This window comes from Microbacterium galbinum, assembly GCF_023091225.1.
Taxonomy (GTDB): domain Bacteria; phylum Actinomycetota; class Actinomycetes; order Actinomycetales; family Microbacteriaceae; genus Microbacterium; species Microbacterium galbinum.
In genome coordinates this window covers 1859592-1880136 of record NZ_JAHWXM010000001.1, presented here as the reverse complement: position 1 = coordinate 1880136, position 20545 = coordinate 1859592, and the positions used below count along the sequence as shown (strand labels likewise).

The window sequence follows — 20545 nt, the reverse complement described above, 5'->3', positions numbered from 1 at the left end:
CGCTCCGCTCGCTCAGGGACCGGTCGCCATGCACCGGTTCCTGAGCGGGACCGGTCGCCATGCACCGGTTCCTGAGCGAGGAGTGTAGCGACGAGACGAAGGACGCCCCCACGAAGGAACCCCCATGCCAGACCCCCTCCTCACCGTGCGCGACTTCTCGGTCGTGTACGACGTCGATCCGCCCGTCGCGGCGGTCAAGAACGTCACCCTCGAACTGCAGCGCGGCGAGATCCTCGGTCTCGCCGGCGAGAGCGGATGCGGCAAAACCACGCTCGCGTACGGCGTGCAGCGTCTCTTGCGGGCGCCGGCCGTGATCACCGGTGGTGACGTCACCTTCCACGACGCCTCCGGTGCGGATGTCGACATCAACTCCCTCGACGTCGATGCGATGCAGCGCTTCCGCTGGGACAAGGTGTCGATGGTGTTCCAGGGCGCCATGAACGCCCTGAACCCGGTGGCGACGATCGGGTCGCAGCTCGAGGACGTGTTCGAGATCCACCGCCCCGACATGAACCGCCGCCAGCGCCGGGCCGAGGCCGAGGAGCTGCTCGAGATCGTGAAGGTCGGGCGGCAGCGGGTGCGCTCGTTCCCGCACGAGCTGTCGGGCGGCATGCGCCAGCGCGTGATGATCGCGATGGCGCTCGCGCTGCGTCCGCAGCTGATGGTGATGGACGAGCCGACCACCGCACTCGACGTTCTGGTGCAGCGCGAGATCCTCAAGCAGATCTCGCAGCTGCGGCACGAGTTCGGCTTCTCGGTGATCTTCATCACCCACGATCTGCCGTTGCTGCTCGAGATCAGCGACCGGATCGCGATCATGCGCGAGGGAGAGATCATCGAGCTCGCCACCGCCGAGCAGATCTGGCGGCAGCCGCAGCAGGAGTACACGCGCACGCTGCTGTCGTCGTTTCCCCGGCTCACCGGGGAGAGAGGGGTGCTGGTGCGATGACCACCCTCGAGTTCCAGAACATCACCAAGACCTACACGGTGCGCGGCGCCGGGCAGATCACCGCGCTCGACGACGTGAGCTTCACCCTCGACTCGGGGCGCACGCTCGGCCTCGTCGGTCAGTCGGGCAGCGGAAAGTCGACGATCGCGAAGATCCTCACGCAGCTCGAGACCCCCACGAGCGGTCGGGTGCTGCTCGACGGCGCACCCGTGCCGCGACGCGGCAAGGGCCTGCGGCGATACCGCCAGCAGTTGCGCATGGTCTTCCAGGATCCGTTCGCTTCGCTCAACCCGTACCACTCGATCCGCTACCACCTCGAGCGGCCGATCCGCCTCGATGACGTCGTGCCGAAGAAGGACACCGAAGACGAGGTGCGGCGCCTGCTCGCGCGCGTCCGTCTCGACGCGGATGCCGTGATCGATCGCCGCCCGCACGAGCTGTCGGGCGGTCAGCGCCAGCGCGTCGCGATCGCCCGCGCGCTGGCCTCGCGTCCGTCGATCCTGGTGGCCGACGAACCGGTGTCGATGCTCGACGTCTCGATCCGCCTCGGGGTGCTCACCCTGCTCGCCGACCTCCAGCGCGAAGAGGGGCTCGGCGTGCTCTACATCACGCACGACCTCGCCACCGCGCGCCACTTCAGCGACGAGATCATGGTGCTCAACCAGGGGCGCGTGGTCGAGTACGGCACCGCCGACGACGTCATCCTGAACCCGCAGGACCCGTACACGCGCAAGTTGCGCGCGGCATCCCCCGATCCCGAGAAGCACTTCGCCTCGGCATCCGCGAACGGAGGCGCGCTGTGAGCACCGCATTCCCCCAGCTCGACGACAACGACCTCATCCAGCAGGACGCGCTCGAGGTCGGCACGACCGCGACGACGGCCGAGCGCGGGCGACGCCCGGTCGCCTGGCGCTTCTTCCTCGGGCGCGCGGGCTTCTACCTGTTCACCCTCTGGGCCGCGATCACGATCAACTTCTTCCTGCCGCGCTTCATGAAGGGCGACGCGGTCAGCTCGTACCTCGCGCGCAACCGCAACGTCAGCCCGGAGGCGGCGGAGTCGCTGCGCATCCTTCTCGGCATCGACAGCGACAAGTCGATCTGGCAGCAGTACGTCGAGTACTGGGGGATGCTGTTCCGCGGCGACCTCGGCATCTCGACGCTGCACGGGCTGCGGCCGGTGGGCGAGGTGCTCGCCGCCGCCCTGCCGTGGACGCTGGGCCTGGTGGGCCTCGCAACGATCATCTCGTTCCTCATCGGCACCGTCGGTGGCGCGATCGTCGGCTGGAAGCGGGGGAGCAGGCTCGACGCGCTCATCCCGATCACGACCTTCTTCAACACGATCCCGTACTTCTGGCTGGGGCTCATCGCGATCGCGATCTTCTCGTCGACGCTGAAGTGGTTCCCGTCGTCGCACGCCTACGACAAGGGCCAGTCTCCCGAGTGGAGCCTCGACTTCATCGGCCAGGTGATCATGCACGGCACGCTGCCCGCGATGACGATCATCATCGCGTCGCTCGGCGGATGGATGCTCGGCATGCGCAACATGATGCTGACCGTTCTCGACGAGGACTACATCACCGTCGCACAGGCGAAGGGCATGCCGAACCGGCGCGTGCTCTGGGCGTACGCCGCGCGCAACGCGGTGCTGCCGCAGATCCAGAGCTTCGCGCTCTCGATCGGCTTCATCGTCGGCGGCACGATCGTCATGGAGATGGTCTTCAGCTACCCCGGCCTCGGCAAGCTGCTGCTCGACGCCACCAACGCCAAGGACTTCGCTCTCATGCAGGGCGTCTTCCTGGTGATCACGCTCTCGGTGCTCGCGGCCAACATCCTCGCCGATGTCGTCTACGCGTACCTCGACCCGCGCACCCGCCAGACGGAGGCCTGAGATGACCGATACACGCAAGACCTTCTGGTCGCAGCTCGCGCAGGCGTTCGCGATGTTCCGCAACCGCAAGTCGATCGCCGGGCTCATCATCCTCGGCATCTTCGTGCTCATCGCGATCCTCGCCGACTGGATCGCGCCCTACGGCCCGACCCAGAAGGACCGCTCGGCGCTGCGCCAACCGCCGTCGTTCGAGCACTGGCTCGGCACGACGCACATGGGCGAGGACGTGCTCAGCCAGATCATCTTCGGCACCCGCGGCGTCATCGTGGTCGGCTTCCTGTCGGCCGCGATCGCCACGGTCATCGCGATCACGATCGGCGTCATCGCCGGCTACGTGCGCGGCTGGAAGAGCGAGTCGCTGTCGGCGCTGACGAACGTGTTCCTGGTGATCCCCGGCATCCCGCTGATCATCATCATCGCCTCGCAGTTCGACAACCCGCCGATCATCCTCATCGCCGCGGTGCTCGGCCTCACCGGCTGGGCGTGGGGTGCGCGTGTGCTGCGCGCGCAGACGATGTCGCTGCGCAACCGCGACTTCATCCAGGCGGCGCGCGCCAACGGCGAACCTCTGCGCCGGATCATCACGGTCGAGATGCTGCCGAACCTCATGGCGCTCATCGCGTCGAGCTTCGTCGGCACCGTGACCGCCGCGATCCTGGGCCTGACGACGCTCGCGTTCATCGGGGTGATCCCGGTGAACAACCTCAACTGGGGAACGATCCTGTTCTGGGCCCAGCAGAACGGCGCGTTCCCGCGCCTGTGGTGGTGGTACGTGCCCGCCGGGCTCTGCATCGCGATCATCGGCGTCGCCCTGTCGCTCATCAACTTCGGCATCGACGAGTACGTCAACCCGCGCCTGCGCTCAGCGGGCGAGCGGGCGCGCGCGATGAAGAAGAAGGGGCTCGACGTGAACGACGCCGTCACGGCGGTGCGCAGCATCCCGATGGCGAACACGGATGCTCCGCCCAGCTCGACCCGAGACGATACGACCACGCAGAACTCCTCGACCATCCTGACCCGGAACGCGAAGTGATGACCTCTCCCACCCTCACCACGGCTCTGCCGTACCAGGACCCCGCCCTCTCGATCGACGAGCGCGTCGCCGACCTCCTCGGGCGCATGACGCTCGAGGAGAAGGTCGGGCAGATGCTGCAGCTCGACGCGCGCGACGATCTCGACGACCACGTCCTGCGCCGTCACGCCGGGTCGATCCTGCACACGTCGCCCGAGCGCATCCTGCGCGCGAACGACCTGACCGCCCAGACCCGCCTGCGCATCCCGCTGCTGGTCGCCGAGGACTGCATCCACGGCCACTCGTTCTGGCCGGGGGCGACGATCTACCCGACCCAACTCGGCATGGCCGCCTCGTGGGATGCCGAGCTCGTCGAGCGCGTGGCCCGCGCCACCGCCGAGGAGGTCGCGGTCACCGGCATCCACTGGACCTTCTCCCCCGTGCTGTGCATCGCCCGCGACCTGCGCTGGGGCCGTGTCGACGAGTCGTTCGGCGAGGACCCGTTCCTCATCGGCGAACTCGCCTCGGCGATGGTGCGCGGCTACCAGGGCGACGGTCTCGACGACCCGACCGCGGTGCTCGCGACCGCGAAGCACTTCGCCGGCTACTCCGAGACGCAGGGCGGGCGCGACGCCAGCGAGGCCGACATCTCGCGCCGCAAGCTGCGCTCGTGGTTCCTGCCGCCGTTCGAGCGGGTCGCCCGCGAGGGCTGCCGGGTGTTCATGCTCGGATACCAGACGATGGACGGCATCCCGATCACCACCAACGACTGGCTGCTCACCGACGTGCTGCGCGGCGAGTGGGGGTACACCGGCACCCTCGTCACCGACTGGGACAACGTCGGTCGGATGGTGTGGGAGCAGCACGTGCAGCCCGACTACGCGCACGCCTCGGCCGCCGCGACGCGCGCCGGCAACGACATGATCATGACGACGCCGCGCTTCTTCGAGGGCGCGCTCGAGGCGGTCGAGCGCGGGTTGCTGCCGGCGGATGCCTTCGACGCCGCCGCCGCGCGCATCCTCACCCTCAAGTTCGAGCTGGGGCTGTTCGAGGACCCGCGTCTGCCGCGCGACGACCTCGACGAGATCGTCGGCAGCGCCGCGCACGCCGAGTTGAACCTCGAGATCGCGCGCCGGTCGATCGTGCTGCTCGAGAACGACGGCGTGCTGCCGTTGGATGCCGCGGCGCCGACGAAGGTCGCGGTCGTGGGGCCGCTCGCCGAAGACGCGCAGACGCAGCTCGGCGATTGGGCCGGAGGGTCGGGCCAGGCCGGATGGCTTGACGGTCAGCCGCGCGAGATGATCACGACCGTGCTCGACGGGCTCTCGGGCGTCGGGGGCTGGGAGATCTCGCACGCGCGCGGGGCCGACATCCTCACCCTCGAGGACGACCCGCAGGGAGCGCTGTTCCCCGACGGGCAGCCGCGCCCGCGCATCGTGAAGCCGTGCGCCCCCGACGAGGCGCTGATCGCCGAGGCCGTCGCCGCCGCAGAGGCCGCCGATGTCGTGGTCGCCGTCGTCGGAGACCGCATCGAACTCGTCGGCGAAGGCCGTTCGACCGCCACGCTCGAACTCATCGGCGGGCAGAACGCCCTGCTCGACGCGGTGATCGCGACCGGCAGGCCCGTGGTGGTGGTGCTGATGGCGTCGAAGCCACTCGTGCTGCCGGCATCCGTCTCGCAGGCCGCCGCCGTGATCTGGGCCGCGAGCCCGGGCATGCAGGGCGGCCGTGCGATCGCCGAGATCATCGCGGGCGAGGTCGAGCCGTCAGGCCGTCTGCCGATCTCGTTCGCCCGGCACGTCGGCCAGCAGCCGACGTACTACAACCAGATCCGCGGGCAGCACGGCGATCGCTACGCCGACCTCACGCAGGCGCCGGCCTGGGGCTTCGGCGAGGGGCTGTCGTACACGACGGTCGCGTACTCGGACCTCGCGCTGGAGCGTTCGTCGCTCGGCCTCGGCGACATCGTCGTCGGGCACGTGACGGTGACGAACACGGGCGCGCGGCCGGTTCGCGAGACGGTGCAGGTCTACGTGCGGGATGCCGTGACGAGCGTCAGCTGGACCGATCGCGAGCTCAAGACCTATCGCCAGGTCGACCTGGCACCCGGTGCGTCTGAACGTGTGCGGGTGGAGGTGCCGGTGGCCGACTGCACCATCGTGGATGCCGCGGGCGTGCGTGTCGTGGAGCCGGGGGAGTTCGCCCTGCTGGTCGGCCCCTCGTCGCGCGAGGAGAAGCTGCTCGGGGCGGGGTTCACGGTGGAATGACGGTCCGGCGGTGGTACGCGCACGGCGGATAACCTGGCGTCGTGCATCGATATCGCGAGATCGCCCGCGACCTCACGATCCAGATCGCCGAGGGCGCATTCGACGCCACCGGGATGCTGCCCTCGGAGGCTCATCTCGCGGCCGACTACGAGGTCTCGCGCGGCACCGTGCGCAACGCGCTCGTGCTCATGGCGCGGCAGGGCGCGATCGCCCCGCGACGCGGTTCGGGCTGGCTGGTGCGCACGACGGTGCAGAGCCAGCGGTTCTCGGAGATGCGGTCGTTCGCGCAGTGGGCGACGAGCCGCGGCATGGAACCCGGCGGGCACGTGCTCACGCAGCAGCGCCGCCCGGCGACCGCGACCGAGGTGCGCCGGTTCCGGGGCGGTCGGGGGATCGGGGAGGTGCTCGAGGTCGTGCGTCTGCGGTCTCTGAACGGGCGCGTCGTCATGCTCGAGCGCACCGCCTATCCGTCGTGGATCGCCCCGATCGTCGAGGAGCTGTCGCCCGATGAGCCGTCCGTGGTCGGTGCGCTGGAATCGCGCGGCGTGCGCATGGTCTCGGGCGAGCAGTCGATCGACGCGATCGCGGCTCCGAGCGAAGACGCCCGTCTGCTCGATGTGCGTCGTTCGAGCCCGCTCCTGCGCGTGAATCGCGTCAGCTACTCCGCCGACGGTCGTGCGATCGAGGCGGGCGACGACCGCTACCTCCCGGATGTCATGTCGTTCCAGATGCAGGCGTCGCTGCAGGGATACTCGCTCACGCGCGAGCTGGGCTGAGCGGCTCGACCTCGGCCCACGGCATCCGTGGTCCTGGGTGTACAACTGTGCATCGTGGGCTCCCGGATTCGGAGCGGATGCCGCAGCCGTCGCCGTTCGGACGAATCGCGTTCATCGACCGGTCATCTTGCGGCTGTTCTGTCGCTACAGGAGGCGATCACGACCTCCGATGGGCGTCCCGTCGGGGACGCCGACACTGTTCCCGGAAGGATCACGTCAGACATGTCCTCGTCACCTCCCCCCGTGGTGCGCCGTCGTCGGAGCGCGTCCCTGCTCGCCGCACTCGCCGCAGCAGGGGCGCTCCTCGTGTCGCCGCTGCTCGCCGCGTCGCCCGCAACCGCCGCCGCGGCATCCGAGATCACCCTCGAAAGCTCCGACGTCGCCGTCGGGGATACCCTCTCGGTCGCCTACTCGACCGATCGCCCGACGGCCACGAACTGGCTGGCGATCTACCCCGAGTCCCGGCCCGAGCCCTGCGACGCCTGCGGCATGGCCTGGGCGTACGCGCCCGGTGCGACCGGCACGGTGCAGCTGCCCACGAACGACCGTGCGGGCAATCCGCTGGCCGCGGGGAACTACCGCGTCGAGTACCTCTACAACGACGGCTACTCCCGCGTCAGCGAGCCGGCGACGTTCACCATCGCGGCAGAGCCGGGCACCGGAGAGCCCGGTGAGGGCCCGGAGGTCGACCCGACGAAGCCGATCGATCTGTCGGTCGTGCAGCTCAACGTCTGGGGCAAGACCACCGACGCGACCATGCTCGCCGAGATCGGCGCCGACCTGATCTTCGTCGAGGAGGCGCAGAGCGCGGCAGCGGCCGTCGCCCGCGACCTCGGCTTCGATTTCCACTCCACGGGCGGCAGTGCGGGTGTCATCTCGCGCTATCCGATCGTCGACGTGGGCGTCGTCACGACGCCCGGCACCCAGGGCGGATGGACCAAGGCGATCGTGCAGGTGGGCGACACCCAGATCGCCGCGTACGGAGGCCACCTCGAGTACCGCTACTACGCCACCTACCTTCCCCGCGGATACGCGGGCGACGTGCTCGGCTCCGGGTTCCCGGCCGAGTGGCGCGGGTGGAACAAGCTGAGCGGTCCCGTGACCGACGTGCCGCAGATCCTCGCGGCCAACGAGGCATCCGGGCGACCGGCATCCGCTGCGGCCCTCACCGCCGACATGGCGAACGAGCGCGAGGCCGGACGCCTCACCATCATGGGCGCCGACATGAACGAGCCGTCGGTGCTCGACTGGACCGAGAGCACGGCGAACCTCTACGACCACAACGGGGTCGTCGCCCCGTGGCAGACCTCCCGCATCCTGCGCGACGGCGGTCTCGTCGACGCGTACCGCGCCGTGTACCCCGACCCCGTGACCCACCCGGGCTTCACGTGGCCGGCCGACACCCCCAACGTCAGCGTCTCGCAGCTCGCGTGGGCGCCCGAGGCCGACGAGCGCGACCGGATCGACTACATCTTCTTCGCGCCGGACGACCGCCTCAGCCTGACCGGCACGCGCATCGTCGGGCCGAAGGGCGACATCGTGCGCGGCGCCCGCGCCCTGCCCGTCTCGGACGATGAGATCTTCACCCCGCAAACGCTGTGGACCAGCGACCACAAGGGCCTGCAGTCCGACTTCGTGATCTGCGGCGAGGCCTGCCAGGCGGCGGAGCCCGAGCTCGGCGAGCTCGTCGTCGGTACGCCGTCGATCACCGGAACGACGACGGTCGGCGCCGAGGTCACCGCGGTGACCGGCGAGTGGACCGCGGGCACCGCCTTCTCGTTCCAGTGGCTGGCGGATGGCGAGGCCATCGAGGGTGCGACCTCGGCCACCTTCTCGATCCCGGCGGACTTCGCAGGTCGTGCGCTCTCCGTGCGCGTCGGCGGGACGCTCGAGGGATACGTCCCGGCCGAGGCGACGAGTGCTGCGGTCACCGTGACCGCTGCGGAGGAGCCCGGTTCGGATGCTCCGGCGGTGGTGCTCGGATCGTCGAGCGTGGTCGCGGGCGGAAGCCTGAAGGTCAGCGGCGCGGGTTTCGCGGCGGGCGCTCAGCTGAAGCTCGAGCTGCGCTCCACGCCGGTCGCCCTCGGTACGGTGACCGCTTCGGACGCGGGAGCCTTCTCGACGACCGTCACGATCCCGGCATCCGTTCCGGCCGGAGCGCACACGCTCGTCGTGATCCTGCCGGACGGCACCGAGGTGACCGCCGCCGTCACCGTGACCGCGGCGCCGAGCGCGGGTGCGGATGCCGGTGGCGAGGCGCTCGCGCAGACCGGTGGAGAGATCCTGATGCCGGCGGTGTGGGCCGCGGTTCTGGCGCTGCTGGTCGGCGCGGGGCTGATGGTGCGCCGCCGGATGCGTCAGTCGTAACGGCAGCCTTCCCTGGCGCTGAGCCACCCCTCTCAGCGCGAGCCACCCCCTTCCGCGCCGTGCGGAAGGGGGTGGCTCGTTCGCGAAGGGGTGGTTCGGCGGGGTCAGTCCTCGAGCTGGTCGAGGACCAGTTCTCCTCGCGAATTGAGCGACTCCATCAGGCGCTCGATGCGACGGCCGTCGATCGGCGGCAGAGCCGCCTCGTCGAAGGAGAAGACCAGAGGGATGCTCGGATGCATCCAGATGGTCAACCGGCCGGCCGGGTTCTTCGCCTCGGGGAGCCACGTCATCATGAAGCTCTCCTGGCGACGCAACTTCGTGCCGATCACGATCTTCAGATGCGCCAGCGTCCGATCATCGATCTCGACCGGAGGGCGGGCGCTGTTGTACTCCAGGGTTCCCATGGAGCAACCATACGTCCTCGCCGGTCGTCTCTTGCAGGTCATCCGTGCGCGCGCAACCCCGGTCGCGCTCGGGTCGGCGTGGGCTTATCGTGCCCGGATGGACGGCATGCGAACGATGGAGAGAACAGAGATCCTGATCGACGGCGTCAGCGCGTACCTCGCCCAGGAACAAGACCTCGACGTGCTCCTGCGGCAGATCGAGACGGCCGCGAGCGGACCCGCGGCGTTCGTCGAGTTCGTCGTCGTGGGGAATCGGCGGGTGAAGGTTCTCATCACCCCGAGCTCCCGCGTCGTGATCTCCACCGAGACGGTGCAGCACGACCCCCGTGACACGGGGAACGACGCCTTTCCCTACGGGGGCCTTTACGACTTCGACCCCGAGCCGCTCGGCTGACCTCGCGTATGGGGTCGCCGTCACTCGCCGATGGTGCGGATGACGCGGGCGGGGGAGCCGAGGGCGATCGTCCCGGCGGGCACGTCTTTGGTGACGATGGACCCGGCGCCGACGACGGCATCGTCACCGATGGTGACGCCGGGGAGCACGGTGACGTTCGCCCCCAGCCAGACGTTCCTCCCGATGGTGACAGGGGCGGGGATGAGGTCGGCACGTCGGTGGGGGTCGATGCCGTGCTGCAGCGTGGCGATCACGACGTTGTGTCCGATGAGGCTGTCGTCGCCGATCGTGATCCCGCCCTGATCCTGAAAGCGGCATCCGGAGTTGATGAAGACCCGCTTGCCGATCGAGATGTTCTTGCCGAAGTCCGCGGTGAACGGCGGGAACAGCGTGACCGTGTCATCGACGGGTGTGCCGATCAGCGCACCCAGGAGTTCTCGCACACGGTTGGGCTCGTGGTATCCGGTGTTGAGTTCGCCGGCGATGCGGAGCGCCTCCTGGCTCGTCTCGTGCATCACCGCGTGGCCGGGTGATCCGCCGGGGATGGTCTCCCCGGCGTTCAGGAGGGTGAGGAGGTCGGTGAGGTCCATGCGACCCACCGTAGGTCGGCGCGGGCGAATGAGGGATGCCCTGTCGGTACACGCTCCGGTGGGGCGACCTCGCGATGAGGGGGCATGGTACGTCGTGCCGGGGCATCCGTCGAGGGCCGCGGTGAAGTCGCCGCGGGGGCGCACGGTGAGCGCACACCCCACAGAGCCGACGGAGGCGCACCATGTATTTCCACGTGCAGGAATTCATCAACGAGATCGCCGCGGACGAGCCGGATCCCGCGGCGGCGAACGCGCTGCAGGAGGGGCTCGGCGGTCAGTTCGGCGAGATGCGCACGATGATGCAGTACCTGTTCCAGAGCATCAACTTCCGCGGCCCCGACGGCAAGCCGTATAAGGACCTCATCCAGGGCATCGGCACCGAGGAGATCAGCCACGTCGAACTGATCGGCACCACGATCTCCCGGCTCCTCGACGGTTCGCCGAAGTACCAGGGCAAGCCGACCGACCCGGTGGATCAGCCCGGTGCCGGCGGCGCGACGCCGCTGAGCATCGCCGTCGACACCAGCAACATCCACCACTACCTCGTCGGCGCGCAGGGCGCGCTGCCGGTGGATGCCGTGGGCAACCCGTGGTCGGGGAGCTACGTGTACAACTCGGGCAATCTCGTGCTCGACCTGCTCTACAACCTCATGCTCGAATCGACGGGGCGGCTGCAGAAGTGTCGGCTGTACGAGATGACCGACAACAAGACCGCGCGCACGACGATCTCGTACCTCATCGTGCGTGACCAGGCGCACGAGAACGCCTACGCGAAGGCGCTCGAGACCCTCGGCGTGAACTGGCGCACGTCGCTGCCGATCCCGAAGACGAACGCCGAGCAGTTCCCGGAGGTGAAGAAGCTCCTCGACCTCGGTCTGCAGAGCAAGAACTACTCGTTCGACCTCACGGCGCAGTCCGAGGCGGGCAAGATCTTCCAGGGCGCATCGTCGTCGAACGATGGCACCGAGCTCGACGCGAGCGAGCAGGCGCCCGAGGGCTTCCCGATGACCATCTCGCCGGAGCGCCCCGAGGAGTTCTCACCGGGCGCCGACGACGAGCTGCGCAAGCTCATCGAGGCGACCGCGGCGATGGAGATGGCCGACATCGATGCGACGTTCGGGCGGATGAAATAGGGGCCGCGAGCTGACCCTATGATCGGAGGATGAATCCGAGGGCCTGGCTACCCGTTGGTCGCGGATGATGCCCCCTTCCTCCTCGGATCCCGCAGCACGTCGGAGAACGCGTCCGAACTCATCGGGTCTTCCGGACTGGCTCCCGTCGGCGTATCTCGACGCGCTTTCGTCGTCGGAAGGAGAGCTCGAGCCGGACTTGATCTTCTTCGGCGAGGCGAGAGCCCGGCGGGAGAACCTCGAGTTCGACGACGCCGACTACTGGCTGAGGGGCGAACGGCCCGATGCCTGGTGGATTTTCGGAGAGAGCGGCCAAGGAGACCACTGGCTGCTCCACACCGACTCTCAGGTCTACTTCTTCGATCATGAGCAGGGTCAGCGGTCGGCTGCTCGCTTCGCCTTCGTCGTGGAGAGTCTGCCGCAGTGGCTCGAGATGGCGAACGTTCTCGAATCGAGCGATCGCTCGTCCGATCGCGTCATCCGGCACGCCCTCGAACGGATATCCCCCGGACTCGCCGATCGCTACCCCTTCGCTCTCGCTTGACCCGGCCGGCATCTCAGAGCGAGCCCCTCAGCGTCCACCGCCGTTGAGAATCTCCATCCAGTCGGCGGGAAGACGGTCGCTCGGACCGGGAACGGCCTGTGATTCGGGATGGCTCGTCGGTGCGGCGAGCGACGGGCCATCGAAAGCGGTCTCGTTTCGGAAGTCCCAGAACCAGTCCTCCCCGGGTTCGAAACTCTGCATCACGGAGTGGCCGGTCTCGTGCCAGTGCTTCGTCGCGTGCGTGTTCGGGGAGTCGTCGCAGCATCCGATGTGTCCGCATGCGGCGCACCGTCGCAGGTGAACCCACCACGAGCCGGTCTCATCGCATTCCACGCACCCCGTACCGCTGGGAGGCACTGTCACGTCGATCATCTCGGGATCTGTCGTCATGCCGCCATCATCGCGGTTCCCTCGCCGCTTGGACAGGCCCTCCTGGGGCCACCACCGACGGAGCCGTAACCTGGCGGAGTGAACGTGCTCTTCGTGTGCAGCCGGAATCGGCTCCGCAGTCCGACGGCCGAGAACGTCTTCCGTGACTGGCCGGGCATCCGCGTCGCCTCCGCAGGCCTCAAGCCCGACGCCGAAGAACGCCTCACTCCCGACGACCTCGACTGGGCAGACCTCGTGCTGGTGATGGAGAAACGGCACAAGAGCGAGATCAGCAGACGGTTCATGCCACACCTGCGAGATGTGCGGATCGTCGTGCTCGGCATCCCCGATGACTTCGACTTCATGGACCCGCAGTTGGTCGACCTTCTTCAGCGCAAGGTCCCTCCCCATCTTCGAGGGCGCTGAGGGTTCGTGTCGGGGCACTGCTAGGTTCGGAGCTTCAGGGGGAGAGGAACGGGCATGACCGCACCCGAACATGATGTCTCTGCAGAGGCGCGCAGAGCGGCGGCTCGGCTGGCTGTGGCTGACCCTCGTATCGACGATCACGTTCGCCGTCTTCTTCGGGGGCCTGGGGCGCTGTTCCTGATGCTGTCGACCGCGGTCCGCTGAAGGGGGCCTGATGCGTGACGTCAAGGTCGGCGGGATCAACACAGCCGACGAGTTTGCAAGGCCGGCGAAGCCGCTGGGCGCGCTCGCCTGGAGCGCACTGATCCTGTCGTTGCTGTCCTTGCCGTCACTTATGCCCTACGGATGGCTGGACCCCGTAGGTGCTCTGATGCTCATGCGCGTCGGTGTCATTGCCCTCATCCTGAGCGTCATCGCGACCGTCCGGAGATCGCGGCCGCGCGGGGTCGCTCTCGCCGCCCTCGTGATCAGTGGCCTGTTCGTGCTGGTCGTCGTTCTTGCCGCAGGGCCCCTCGGGTTCCTACGTCTCCTGGTTGCCTTCTGATCTAGCGTTGACGAATCCTGGCGACGGCATACCCCAGGGGTGGGGCGATCAGTAAAGAGGACGCGCGACTCCGTTGGCGTTGTCGACAAGGATGGGGATGCGGAAAAGATCGACGAAAAGCCACCCCACGAGCACGACCAGGATGCAGAGTCCGATGTTGCGTGACGTGGGGTGCCCGCTGGCGAGGAAGATCGCTTGCGTGATCGCCATCACCGGGAACATCCACGCGGTGCTGAACCTGCGGAGGTAAAAGCGGTGAGCCCCGAATCCGCCGAGAAATAGCCACAACAGGTTCGCGGCAGTTCGGGTCTTGATCGGTGTCGGCGCCGAATGCTGCGGAGCGATCGGTCCCCATGAGGTTCCGTCCCACCACTGCTGTTGTCCGCGTGCATTGACATGCCACCCGGCGGTGGTGTGGTGTTCGGAGAAGTCACGAACTGAATCTATCGGCGCTGAGAGCAGTGAGCGGGCGGCCCCACGTCGTTTAGGGCGTCGGAAGGATATCCGTCCCGATGTGGCTCTGGGGCAGACTGAACGTATGAGGCGCAAGGGGATCGAGAGCCCGAGGGTGGTGTGCCTTTGCGGTTCGCTGCGCTTTCCCGACCTGTTTGACTCCGAGCGGAGACGACTGACCGCACTCGGCATAATCGTGCTCGCTCCAGAAGCAGTGAGCGGCGAAATTACGATGACTATGCGCACTGCTCTTGGTGAGCTGCACCTGAGGCGGATTGACCTCGCCGACGACGTTCGCATTGTGAGCGAGGGCGGCTACATCGGAGAAGCGACTCGTCGTGAAATCCACTACGCACGCGCGATGGGGAAGACCATCAGCACAGTGGAGGCGCACCTCGATCTCGACGCAATCTGAATGCCTCTCCCCGAGGCATAGAGTGGATCGGCCCCATCGGGCCCATCACCCCCCTCTGGAGCATCCGTGACCTCCGTCGACGACCGCGCGCGCTATCGCGCGAATCCCTCCGTGCTCACCGCGCTGAAGAGCCCCCGTTTGCTGACGCGCGAGGTGCTCGCCGGCCTCGTCGTCGGTCTCGCGCTGATCCCCGAGGCGATCTCGTTCTCGGTGATCGCCGGCGTCGACCCGGCCGTCGGTCTGTTCTCGTCGTTCATCATGGCGATCGCGATCTCGTTCCTCGGCGGACGCCCCGCCATGATCACCGCCGCGACCGGCGCCGTCGCCCTGGTGATCGCGCCCGTCGCCCCGACGTACGGCATGGACTACTTCATCGCCACCGTCATCCTCGCCGGTGTCTTCCAGGTGCTGATGGCCGTGCTCGGCGTCGCGAAGCTCATGCGCTTCATCCCCCGCAGCGTCATGACCGGGTTCGTGAACGCGCTCGCGATCTTCGTGTTCAGCGCCCAGGTGCCGCAGCTCATCGGGGTGCCGTGGTTGGTGTATCCGCTCGTCGCGCTCGGCATCCTCGTCATGATCTTCATGCCCAAGATCACCAAGCTGGTGCCGGCGCCCCTCGTGTCGGTCGTCATCGTGACCGCCGTCGTGCTGGTGTTCGCGATCAACGTGCCCACCGTGGGCGACCAGGGCGCCCTGCCGCGCAGCCTGCCCGAACTCTTCATCCCGAACGTGCCGTTCACGTGGGAGACGTTCACGATCATCGCGCCGTACGCGCTCGGCGTCGCACTCGTCGGGCTCATGGAGTCGCTGATGACCGCGAAGCTCGTCGACGAGATCACCGACACCCACTCCCGCAAGACCCGCGAGGCGTGGGCGCAGGGCGCGGCGAACATGCTGTCGGGCATCTTCGGTGGCATGGGCGGATGCGCCGTCATCGGCCAGACCATGATCAACGTGCGCTCCGGCGCCCGCACCCGCATCTCGACGTTCTTCGCCGGCGTCTTCCTCTTCCTGCTCGTGGTCGTGTTCGGCGACTTCGTCTCGACGATCCCGATGGCCGCACTCGTCGCCGTCATGATCATGATCTCGATCAGTGCGTTCGACTGGCACAGCGTCCGTCCGTCGACCCTCAAGCGGATGCCGAAGAGCGAGACGTTCGTCATGATCGTCACCGTCGTCGCCGTTGTGCTCACCCACAACCTCGCGGTCGGGGTCGTGGCGGGAGTGATCACGGCATCCGTCCTGTTCGTGCGCCGGGTGGCGCACGTCGTCTCGGTCACCCGCACCGTCTCGGACGACGGCGAGGTCGCGACCTACGTGGTCGACGGAGCCCTGTTCTTCGCGTCGAGCAACGACCTCACGACGATGTTCGAGTACGCCGCCGACCCCGCACGGGTGGTCATCGACCTGTCTCGATCGCACGTGTGGGATGCCTCGACCGTCGCCGCGCTCGACGCGATCGAGACGAAGTACGCCCGGCACGGCACGTCCGTCGAACTCGTCGGGCTGAACGAGGCGAGCGGTGCGTTCCACGGGCGACTGACGGGGCAGCTCGGCGGCGAGGGGTAGCGCGCATTACGCTGCATCACGACGACCGGCCCTCGGGGCTTCGGGGTGATTTAGCGTGAGGGTATGACTGCAGAGCCCCGCGTGTACGTGATCCACGAGAACGCCGAATGGTTCCCGCCGTTCGCCGCGGCCTTCGAGGCCGAAGGCGTGCCCGCGCAGGAATGGCTGCTCACCGACGGGTCGATCGACCTGAACGCCGAACCGCCCGCCGGTGTGTTCTGGTCGCGGCTGAGCGCCTCGGCGCACACGCGCGACCACGGCGACTCGAAGGAGTTCGGCCGTGCCGTGCTGCGGTGGCTCGAAGCATCCGGTCGCACCGTCGTGAACGGCAGCCCCGTGCTCGAGCTCGAGGTCAGCAAGGCCGCCCAGCACGCCGCACTGCAGCGTGCCGGCATCGAGGTGCCGCGCACCATCGCCGTCTTCGGCACCGCCGCGCTCAAGGAGCGCGCCCGCGAGTTCACCGCCCCCTTCATCAGCAAGCACAACCAGGGCGGCAAGGGTCTCGGCGTGCGCCGCCACGACAGCCACGACGAATTCGACGCCTGGGTCGACGGCCCCGACTTCGAGGCCTCGCCCGACGGCATCACGCTGCTGCAGGAGAACCTCTTCGCCACCGCCCCGTTCGTCACCCGGGTCGAGTTCGCCGGTGGGGAGTTCGTCTACGCCGTGCGCGTCGACACCAGCGCGGGCAGCTTCGAGCTGTGCCCGGCCGAGGCGTGCGCGCTGCCCGGCGCCGACGGCGTCGAGCCCGAGCCGCTGTTCCGCATCCGCGAGGAGATCACGGCGCAGCATCCGCTCGTGCAGCAGTACCTCGCATTCTTGAAGGACGCCGGCATCACGGTCGCGGGCATCGAGTTCATCGAGACCGTCGACGGCCGCTTCGTCACCTACGACGTGAATACCAACACGAACTACAACCCCGACGTCGAGGCCACCGCGGCCGTCTCGGGCCCGCGCACGATCGCGAGTTTCCTCGGCGGACTGCTCGCCCGCGATACCGCGCCGGTCGGAGTCTGACGCCTCGCGCGTTCATAACTCCTGAGAATCGGGCCCTCGAGCCTGCGAAAGCCCCCGGAACCAGCGCTCCGGGGGCTTTCTTCCGGAGTTGTGCACCGGGAACTCCGTACCTAACTCAGGACAAAACGCCTCGAAGTCGCCAGAACGCCCCCGATTCCGCGGATTCGGGGGCATTCTTCCTGAGTTAGTGCCACGTGCCGCCGAAGCGCTACCGCCCGCTGCCGGCGATGACGCCCTCCTTCACGTACCGCTGAGCGGCGAGAACAAGCACGAGCGCTGGGAGGCTGGCGATGAGGGATGCCCCCATCGTCGCCGCCCACGTGTTCATGTTCGAGTTCGCGAGCGCGTAGATGAACACGGTCACGGGATACATGTCGGTCTTCGTGACGAGGGTGAGGCCGAACAGCAGATCACCCCAGGCGAAGAGGAACGTGAACACCCCGGCCGTGATGATCGCGTTGCGCGACAGCGGCACGACCACACGCCACAGCGATCCGACCGGTCCGAGTCCGTCGAGGGTGGAGGCCTCGATGACCTCGGTGTCGAGGCGCAGCATGAACGAGCGCAGCAGGATGATCGCGAACGGGATGCCGGCGGTCGCATTCGCGAGGATCAGCCCGATGTAGCTGTTCAGCGCGCCCCACGTGTTGAACATCGCGTAGAAGGAGTTCGCGAGCACGATGCTCGGGATCATCTGCGCGAGCAACAGGATGACGAGTCCCAGGCTCACCGCCCGCGACCGCAGCCGGCTGAGCGAGTAGGCGGCGGGCACCGCGACGACGAGGGTCAGCAGCACCGATCCGATCGCGGTGATCAGGCTGACGCGCAGGCCGTCGAGGCCGCCGTCCTCGAACGCCGTCACGTACCCGTCGAGGGCCGGGGCGGTCGGGAACCACGCGGTGTCGGTGGAGTTGGCATCGGGCTGGAGGGATGCCGAGATCATCCAGTAGATGGGGAACAGGTAGACGATGAGGATCGAGACCGTGAGCACGGTCCAGAACCAGCCGCGGCTGCGGCGGGGAGTGCGGGTGCTCATCGCTCGGCACGCTCCTGTCGGGCGGACAGCCACGTGTAGACGGCGGCGAAGCCGAGGCTGATGACGAGCAGCAGCATGCCGTAGGCGCCCGCGTGCCCGAACTCGAACAGGCTGAACGCCGAACGGTACGAGAGCACGCCGAGGGTCATGGTGCTGTTGGCGGGGCCGCCCTGGGTGAGCGCGAGCACGAGGTCGACGATCAGCAGGTTGAAGACGACGCTCATGACGACGAGCACCGAGATCACGGGCCAGATGCTGGGGATGATGATGTGCCACAGGCGCTTGAACGCCCCGGCCCCGTCGAGGGATGCCGCTTCGAGGTGCTCGACCGGCACCTGCTTGAGGGCCGCGGCGAGGATCGTCGACCAGTACGGCAGGCTCGCCCACACGGTCACGATGATCACGGCGGCGAGGGCGGTGGCGGGATCGGCGAGCCAGGCGTTGCCGGGCAGGCCGAGGAATCCGAGGATGTCGTTGATCGCCCCGTCTCCCGCGAGCAGCGACTTCCAGATCGTCGCGACGACGACGGCCGGCAGCAGCCAGGGGATGAGGATGAGAGCGGGCAACCAGCGGCTGCCCGGGAAGCGCCGCGTGAACAGCAGCGCGAGCGCGAGGCCGATCACGAGTTCGGAGATCACGGCGACGACCGTGATGGTGAGGGTGTTCACGATCGCGATACCGGTGGCATCCGCGCGGAAGATGTCGATGAAGTTCTGGAACCCGACGAACGGCGCCTCGCCGGTGATGAAGGTGCCGGTCGTGAAGTCGGTCGTGCTCATGAACACGCCGTACCCGAGGGGGAACAGGAAGAACGCGGCGAAGAACAGGATCGCGGGCACGAGGAAGGCCCACAGCTCGAGGTTCCGTCGCCGCACCAGGGTCAGGCCGAAGCGGCCGAAGACACGAGTCCCCGGCCGCTTCGGCGCTGTGGCAGCGGCTGTCATCAACCCTGGTCGGCCTTGCTCAGCGCTTCCTCGGCGCTCACGCCGTTGACGGTCGCGTTCTGCAGCGCGTCGACGTACTTCGCCTGCAGGGCGCTCCACTCGGTTCCGAGCGTCGCCGGGTTGAAGGCGTTCGCGACGGGGGTGACGAAGGCCTCGGCGGCCGGGACCTCGGCGACGAAGGCTTCCTGGGCCGACGTCAGCGCCGGGACGTACCCGCCCTGCACCGCGGTGTCGACCTGGTTCTCCTCCGAGGCGCGGCACTCGATCAGAGCGGCCGCCGCCTTCTCGCGCTTCTCGTCGCCCTGCACCGGCACGGTGTAGGCGTAGCCGAGGAGTCCGACGCTGCTCTCGTCGGCGCTGGTCGCGGCCGGCACCGAGAACGTGCCGTACTCGAAGTCGAGGCTCGTGTCGACGAGGTTCCAGGGGCCCGAGACCGTGATCGCGGCCTTGCCGGACTTCCACTGGTCGATGCCGTCCCAGCCCCAGTTCACGAACTCCTTCGAGAGGCTGCCGTCGTCGACGAGGGTCTTGTAGAGGTCGACCGCCGCGACCGCGCCGTCGCTGGTGAGGTCGGCCGGGTCGCCGCCCGCGCTCAGCAGGAACGGCAGGAAGTACGACGACGTCGAGCCGTCGCCCGCGATGCCGGGCAGCGCGATGCCGTAGTGGTCGGCGGTGGTGGTCGCCTTGGCGGCGGCGATGAGTTCGTCGAAGGTGGTGGGCAGCTCGGTGATGCCCGCCTCCTCGAAGTACGCCTTGTTGTAGAACACCGAGTAGTCCTCGACCTGCGTGGGCAGACCGTAGAGCGTGTCCTCGTATTCGCCGAGGGCGGCGACCGGCTCGGCGAGACCCTCGGTCGTGAGGCCGAGGGTGTCGAGGTCGGAGAGCACGCCTTGCGCTGCGAGCGTCGGCAGCTGGGTGTCGGTGTTGACGAGCGCGATGTCGGGCAGCGACTTCGAGCTCGCCGCCTGCAGCAGGCTGGTCGTGTAGTCGCCCGAGAGGGTTTGGGCGTCGATCGTGATGCCGAGGTCGGCGGCGCACTTCTCGAAGTACTCCTTCTGCAGCGTCTGGTACGGGTCGAAGTCGATGCTGCTCCACGACGTCAGCTCGACGCCCTCGAAGTCATCGGAGTCACCGGAGGAGCTCGACGGGGCGGACGAACCGGTGCAACCGGCGAGGAGGGCGACGGAGGCGACTCCGGCGGCGGCCGACAGCGCGACCCGGGTGGCGCGCGTGCGAGAGGTGCTCATGAGGGTGCGGGATCCTTAGCTCGACCGGGCTGTGACCGATCGTCGGGAGAAGGTCGGGCGGATGCCCGTGGCATGAGTCTCTCGGACGTGGGGGCATGCGGTCACGGGTTCGGAAACACGGCGAAATGATGTGACGCAGATCGTCATTCCCGTGAAATCTGCGCGTTACGCAGGGACGGTTTCGGGACGCTTCGACAGGCTCAG

Annotated in this window: 22 protein-coding genes; 15 read left to right on the top strand and 7 right to left on the bottom strand. The window is 68.0% G+C overall.

The annotated features are described in order from the left end of the window. Positions 1–124: 124 nt before the first annotated feature. From KZC52_RS08965 to KZC52_RS08935, 7 genes are all read left to right on the top strand, one after another. Positions 125–949, top strand: coding sequence for an ABC transporter ATP-binding protein (locus KZC52_RS08965; RefSeq protein ID WP_247623698.1), 825 nt, complete (start codon positions 125–127; stop codon positions 947–949). After that, complete coding sequence (locus KZC52_RS08960) at positions 946–1752, top strand: ABC transporter ATP-binding protein (RefSeq protein ID WP_247623697.1); 807 nt, start codon at positions 946–948, stop codon at positions 1750–1752. Before KZC52_RS08965 ends, KZC52_RS08960 begins: the two co-directional genes overlap by 4 nt. Continuing rightward, positions 1749–2837 (top strand): ABC transporter permease, encoded by a 1089-nt coding sequence (locus tag KZC52_RS08955; RefSeq protein WP_247623696.1) that lies wholly within the window; start codon positions 1749–1751, stop codon positions 2835–2837. Before KZC52_RS08960 ends, KZC52_RS08955 begins: the two co-directional genes overlap by 4 nt. Position 2838: 1 nt before the next feature. Continuing rightward, positions 2839–3870 (top strand): ABC transporter permease, encoded by a 1032-nt coding sequence (locus KZC52_RS08950; protein WP_247623695.1) that lies wholly within the window; start codon positions 2839–2841, stop codon positions 3868–3870. Further along, positions 3870–6116, top strand: a complete 2247-nt coding sequence (locus KZC52_RS08945; RefSeq protein ID WP_247623694.1) for an exo-beta-d-1,3/1,6-glucosidase — start codon at positions 3870–3872, stop codon at positions 6114–6116. Before KZC52_RS08950 ends, KZC52_RS08945 begins: the two co-directional genes overlap by 1 nt. Before the next feature lie 41 nt (positions 6117–6157). Beyond that, entirely contained in the window at positions 6158–6892 is a 735-nt protein-coding gene (locus KZC52_RS17570; protein ID WP_247623693.1) for a GntR family transcriptional regulator, read from the top strand. 222 nt (positions 6893–7114) lie between these two features. Further along, positions 7115–9259, top strand: a complete 2145-nt coding sequence (locus tag KZC52_RS08935; RefSeq protein WP_247623692.1) for an LAVTG motif-containing sortase-dependent surface protein — start codon at positions 7115–7117, stop codon at positions 9257–9259. Positions 9260–9363: 104 nt separating this feature from the next. On the opposite strand, the gene KZC52_RS08930 is transcribed toward KZC52_RS08935, so the two are convergent. Beyond that, positions 9364–9663: a DUF7882 family protein gene (locus tag KZC52_RS08930; protein ID WP_247623691.1), complete on the bottom strand. Its 300-nt coding sequence runs from the start codon at positions 9661–9663 to the stop codon at positions 9364–9366. 97 nt (positions 9664–9760) lie between these two features. On the opposite strand from KZC52_RS08930, the gene KZC52_RS08925 reads away from it, so the two are divergent. Then, complete coding sequence (locus KZC52_RS08925) at positions 9761–10057, top strand: hypothetical protein (protein ID WP_247623690.1); 297 nt, start codon at positions 9761–9763, stop codon at positions 10055–10057. A 20-nt stretch (positions 10058–10077) separates the two neighbouring features. Here the strand turns inward: KZC52_RS08925 and KZC52_RS08920 are convergent, their stop codons facing one another. Continuing rightward, positions 10078–10647, bottom strand: coding sequence for a sugar O-acetyltransferase (locus KZC52_RS08920; RefSeq protein WP_247623689.1), 570 nt, complete (start codon positions 10645–10647; stop codon positions 10078–10080). Positions 10648–10829: 182 nt separating this feature from the next. Here KZC52_RS08920 and KZC52_RS08915 point away from each other — a divergent pair, with 182 nt between their 5' ends. Together KZC52_RS08915 and KZC52_RS08910 are read left to right on the top strand one after the other, a co-directional pair. Next, positions 10830–11780 (top strand): manganese catalase family protein, encoded by a 951-nt coding sequence (locus KZC52_RS08915; RefSeq protein ID WP_247623688.1) that lies wholly within the window; start codon positions 10830–10832, stop codon positions 11778–11780. 196 nt (positions 11781–11976) lie between these two features. After that, a complete protein-coding gene (locus KZC52_RS08910) occupies positions 11977–12321 on the top strand; it encodes a hypothetical protein (RefSeq protein WP_247623687.1) in 345 nt (114 codons plus the stop codon). Positions 12322–12348: 27 nt separating this feature from the next. Here KZC52_RS08910 and KZC52_RS08905 read toward each other — a convergent pair whose 3' ends face one another. Next, positions 12349–12711 (bottom strand): UBP-type zinc finger domain-containing protein, encoded by a 363-nt coding sequence (locus KZC52_RS08905; protein WP_247623686.1) that lies wholly within the window; start codon positions 12709–12711, stop codon positions 12349–12351. 78 nt (positions 12712–12789) lie between these two features. On the opposite strand from KZC52_RS08905, the gene KZC52_RS08900 reads away from it, so the two are divergent. Together KZC52_RS08900 and KZC52_RS08895 are read left to right on the top strand one after the other, a co-directional pair. Then, a complete protein-coding gene (locus tag KZC52_RS08900; RefSeq protein WP_247623685.1) occupies positions 12790–13116 on the top strand; it encodes a low molecular weight protein tyrosine phosphatase family protein in 327 nt (108 codons plus the stop codon). Between the two features lie 214 nt (positions 13117–13330). Beyond that, complete coding sequence (locus KZC52_RS08895) at positions 13331–13660, top strand: hypothetical protein (RefSeq protein WP_247623684.1); 330 nt, start codon at positions 13331–13333, stop codon at positions 13658–13660. Between the two features lie 48 nt (positions 13661–13708). On the opposite strand, the gene KZC52_RS17645 is transcribed toward KZC52_RS08895, so the two are convergent. Beyond that, positions 13709–14305 (bottom strand): TM2 domain-containing protein, encoded by a 597-nt coding sequence (locus KZC52_RS17645; RefSeq protein WP_504915100.1) that lies wholly within the window; start codon positions 14303–14305, stop codon positions 13709–13711. Here KZC52_RS17645 and KZC52_RS08885 point away from each other — a divergent pair. The 3 genes from KZC52_RS08885 (at position 14199) to KZC52_RS08875 (ending at position 17114) form a co-directional block, all read left to right on the top strand. Then, on the top strand, positions 14199–14528 hold the full coding sequence (locus tag KZC52_RS08885; RefSeq protein ID WP_247623682.1) for a hypothetical protein: 330 nt from the start codon (positions 14199–14201) through the stop codon (positions 14526–14528). The genes KZC52_RS17645 and KZC52_RS08885 overlap by 107 nt on opposite strands. 66 nt (positions 14529–14594) lie before the next feature. Beyond that, entirely contained in the window at positions 14595–16097 is a 1503-nt protein-coding gene (locus KZC52_RS08880) for a SulP family inorganic anion transporter (RefSeq protein ID WP_247623681.1), read from the top strand. Between the two features lie 63 nt (positions 16098–16160). Continuing rightward, positions 16161–17114: an ATP-grasp domain-containing protein gene (locus KZC52_RS08875; protein WP_247623680.1), complete on the top strand. Its 954-nt coding sequence runs from the start codon at positions 16161–16163 to the stop codon at positions 17112–17114. A gap of 208 nt (positions 17115–17322) precedes the next feature. On the opposite strand, the gene KZC52_RS08870 is transcribed toward KZC52_RS08875, so the two are convergent. From KZC52_RS08870 to KZC52_RS08860, 3 genes are read right to left on the bottom strand one after another with little or no spacing between them, the layout of a single operon-like run. Further along, on the bottom strand, positions 17323–18150 hold the full coding sequence (locus KZC52_RS08870; protein WP_247623679.1) for a carbohydrate ABC transporter permease: 828 nt from the start codon (positions 18148–18150) through the stop codon (positions 17323–17325). Continuing rightward, positions 18147–19094 (bottom strand): carbohydrate ABC transporter permease, encoded by a 948-nt coding sequence (locus KZC52_RS08865; RefSeq protein WP_247623678.1) that lies wholly within the window; start codon positions 19092–19094, stop codon positions 18147–18149. The genes KZC52_RS08870 and KZC52_RS08865 overlap by 4 nt, the downstream gene beginning before the upstream one ends. Beyond that, complete coding sequence (locus KZC52_RS08860; RefSeq protein WP_247623677.1) at positions 19094–20341, bottom strand: extracellular solute-binding protein; 1248 nt, start codon at positions 20339–20341, stop codon at positions 19094–19096. The genes KZC52_RS08865 and KZC52_RS08860 overlap by 1 nt, the downstream gene beginning before the upstream one ends. Positions 20342–20545: the final 204 nt, after the last annotated feature.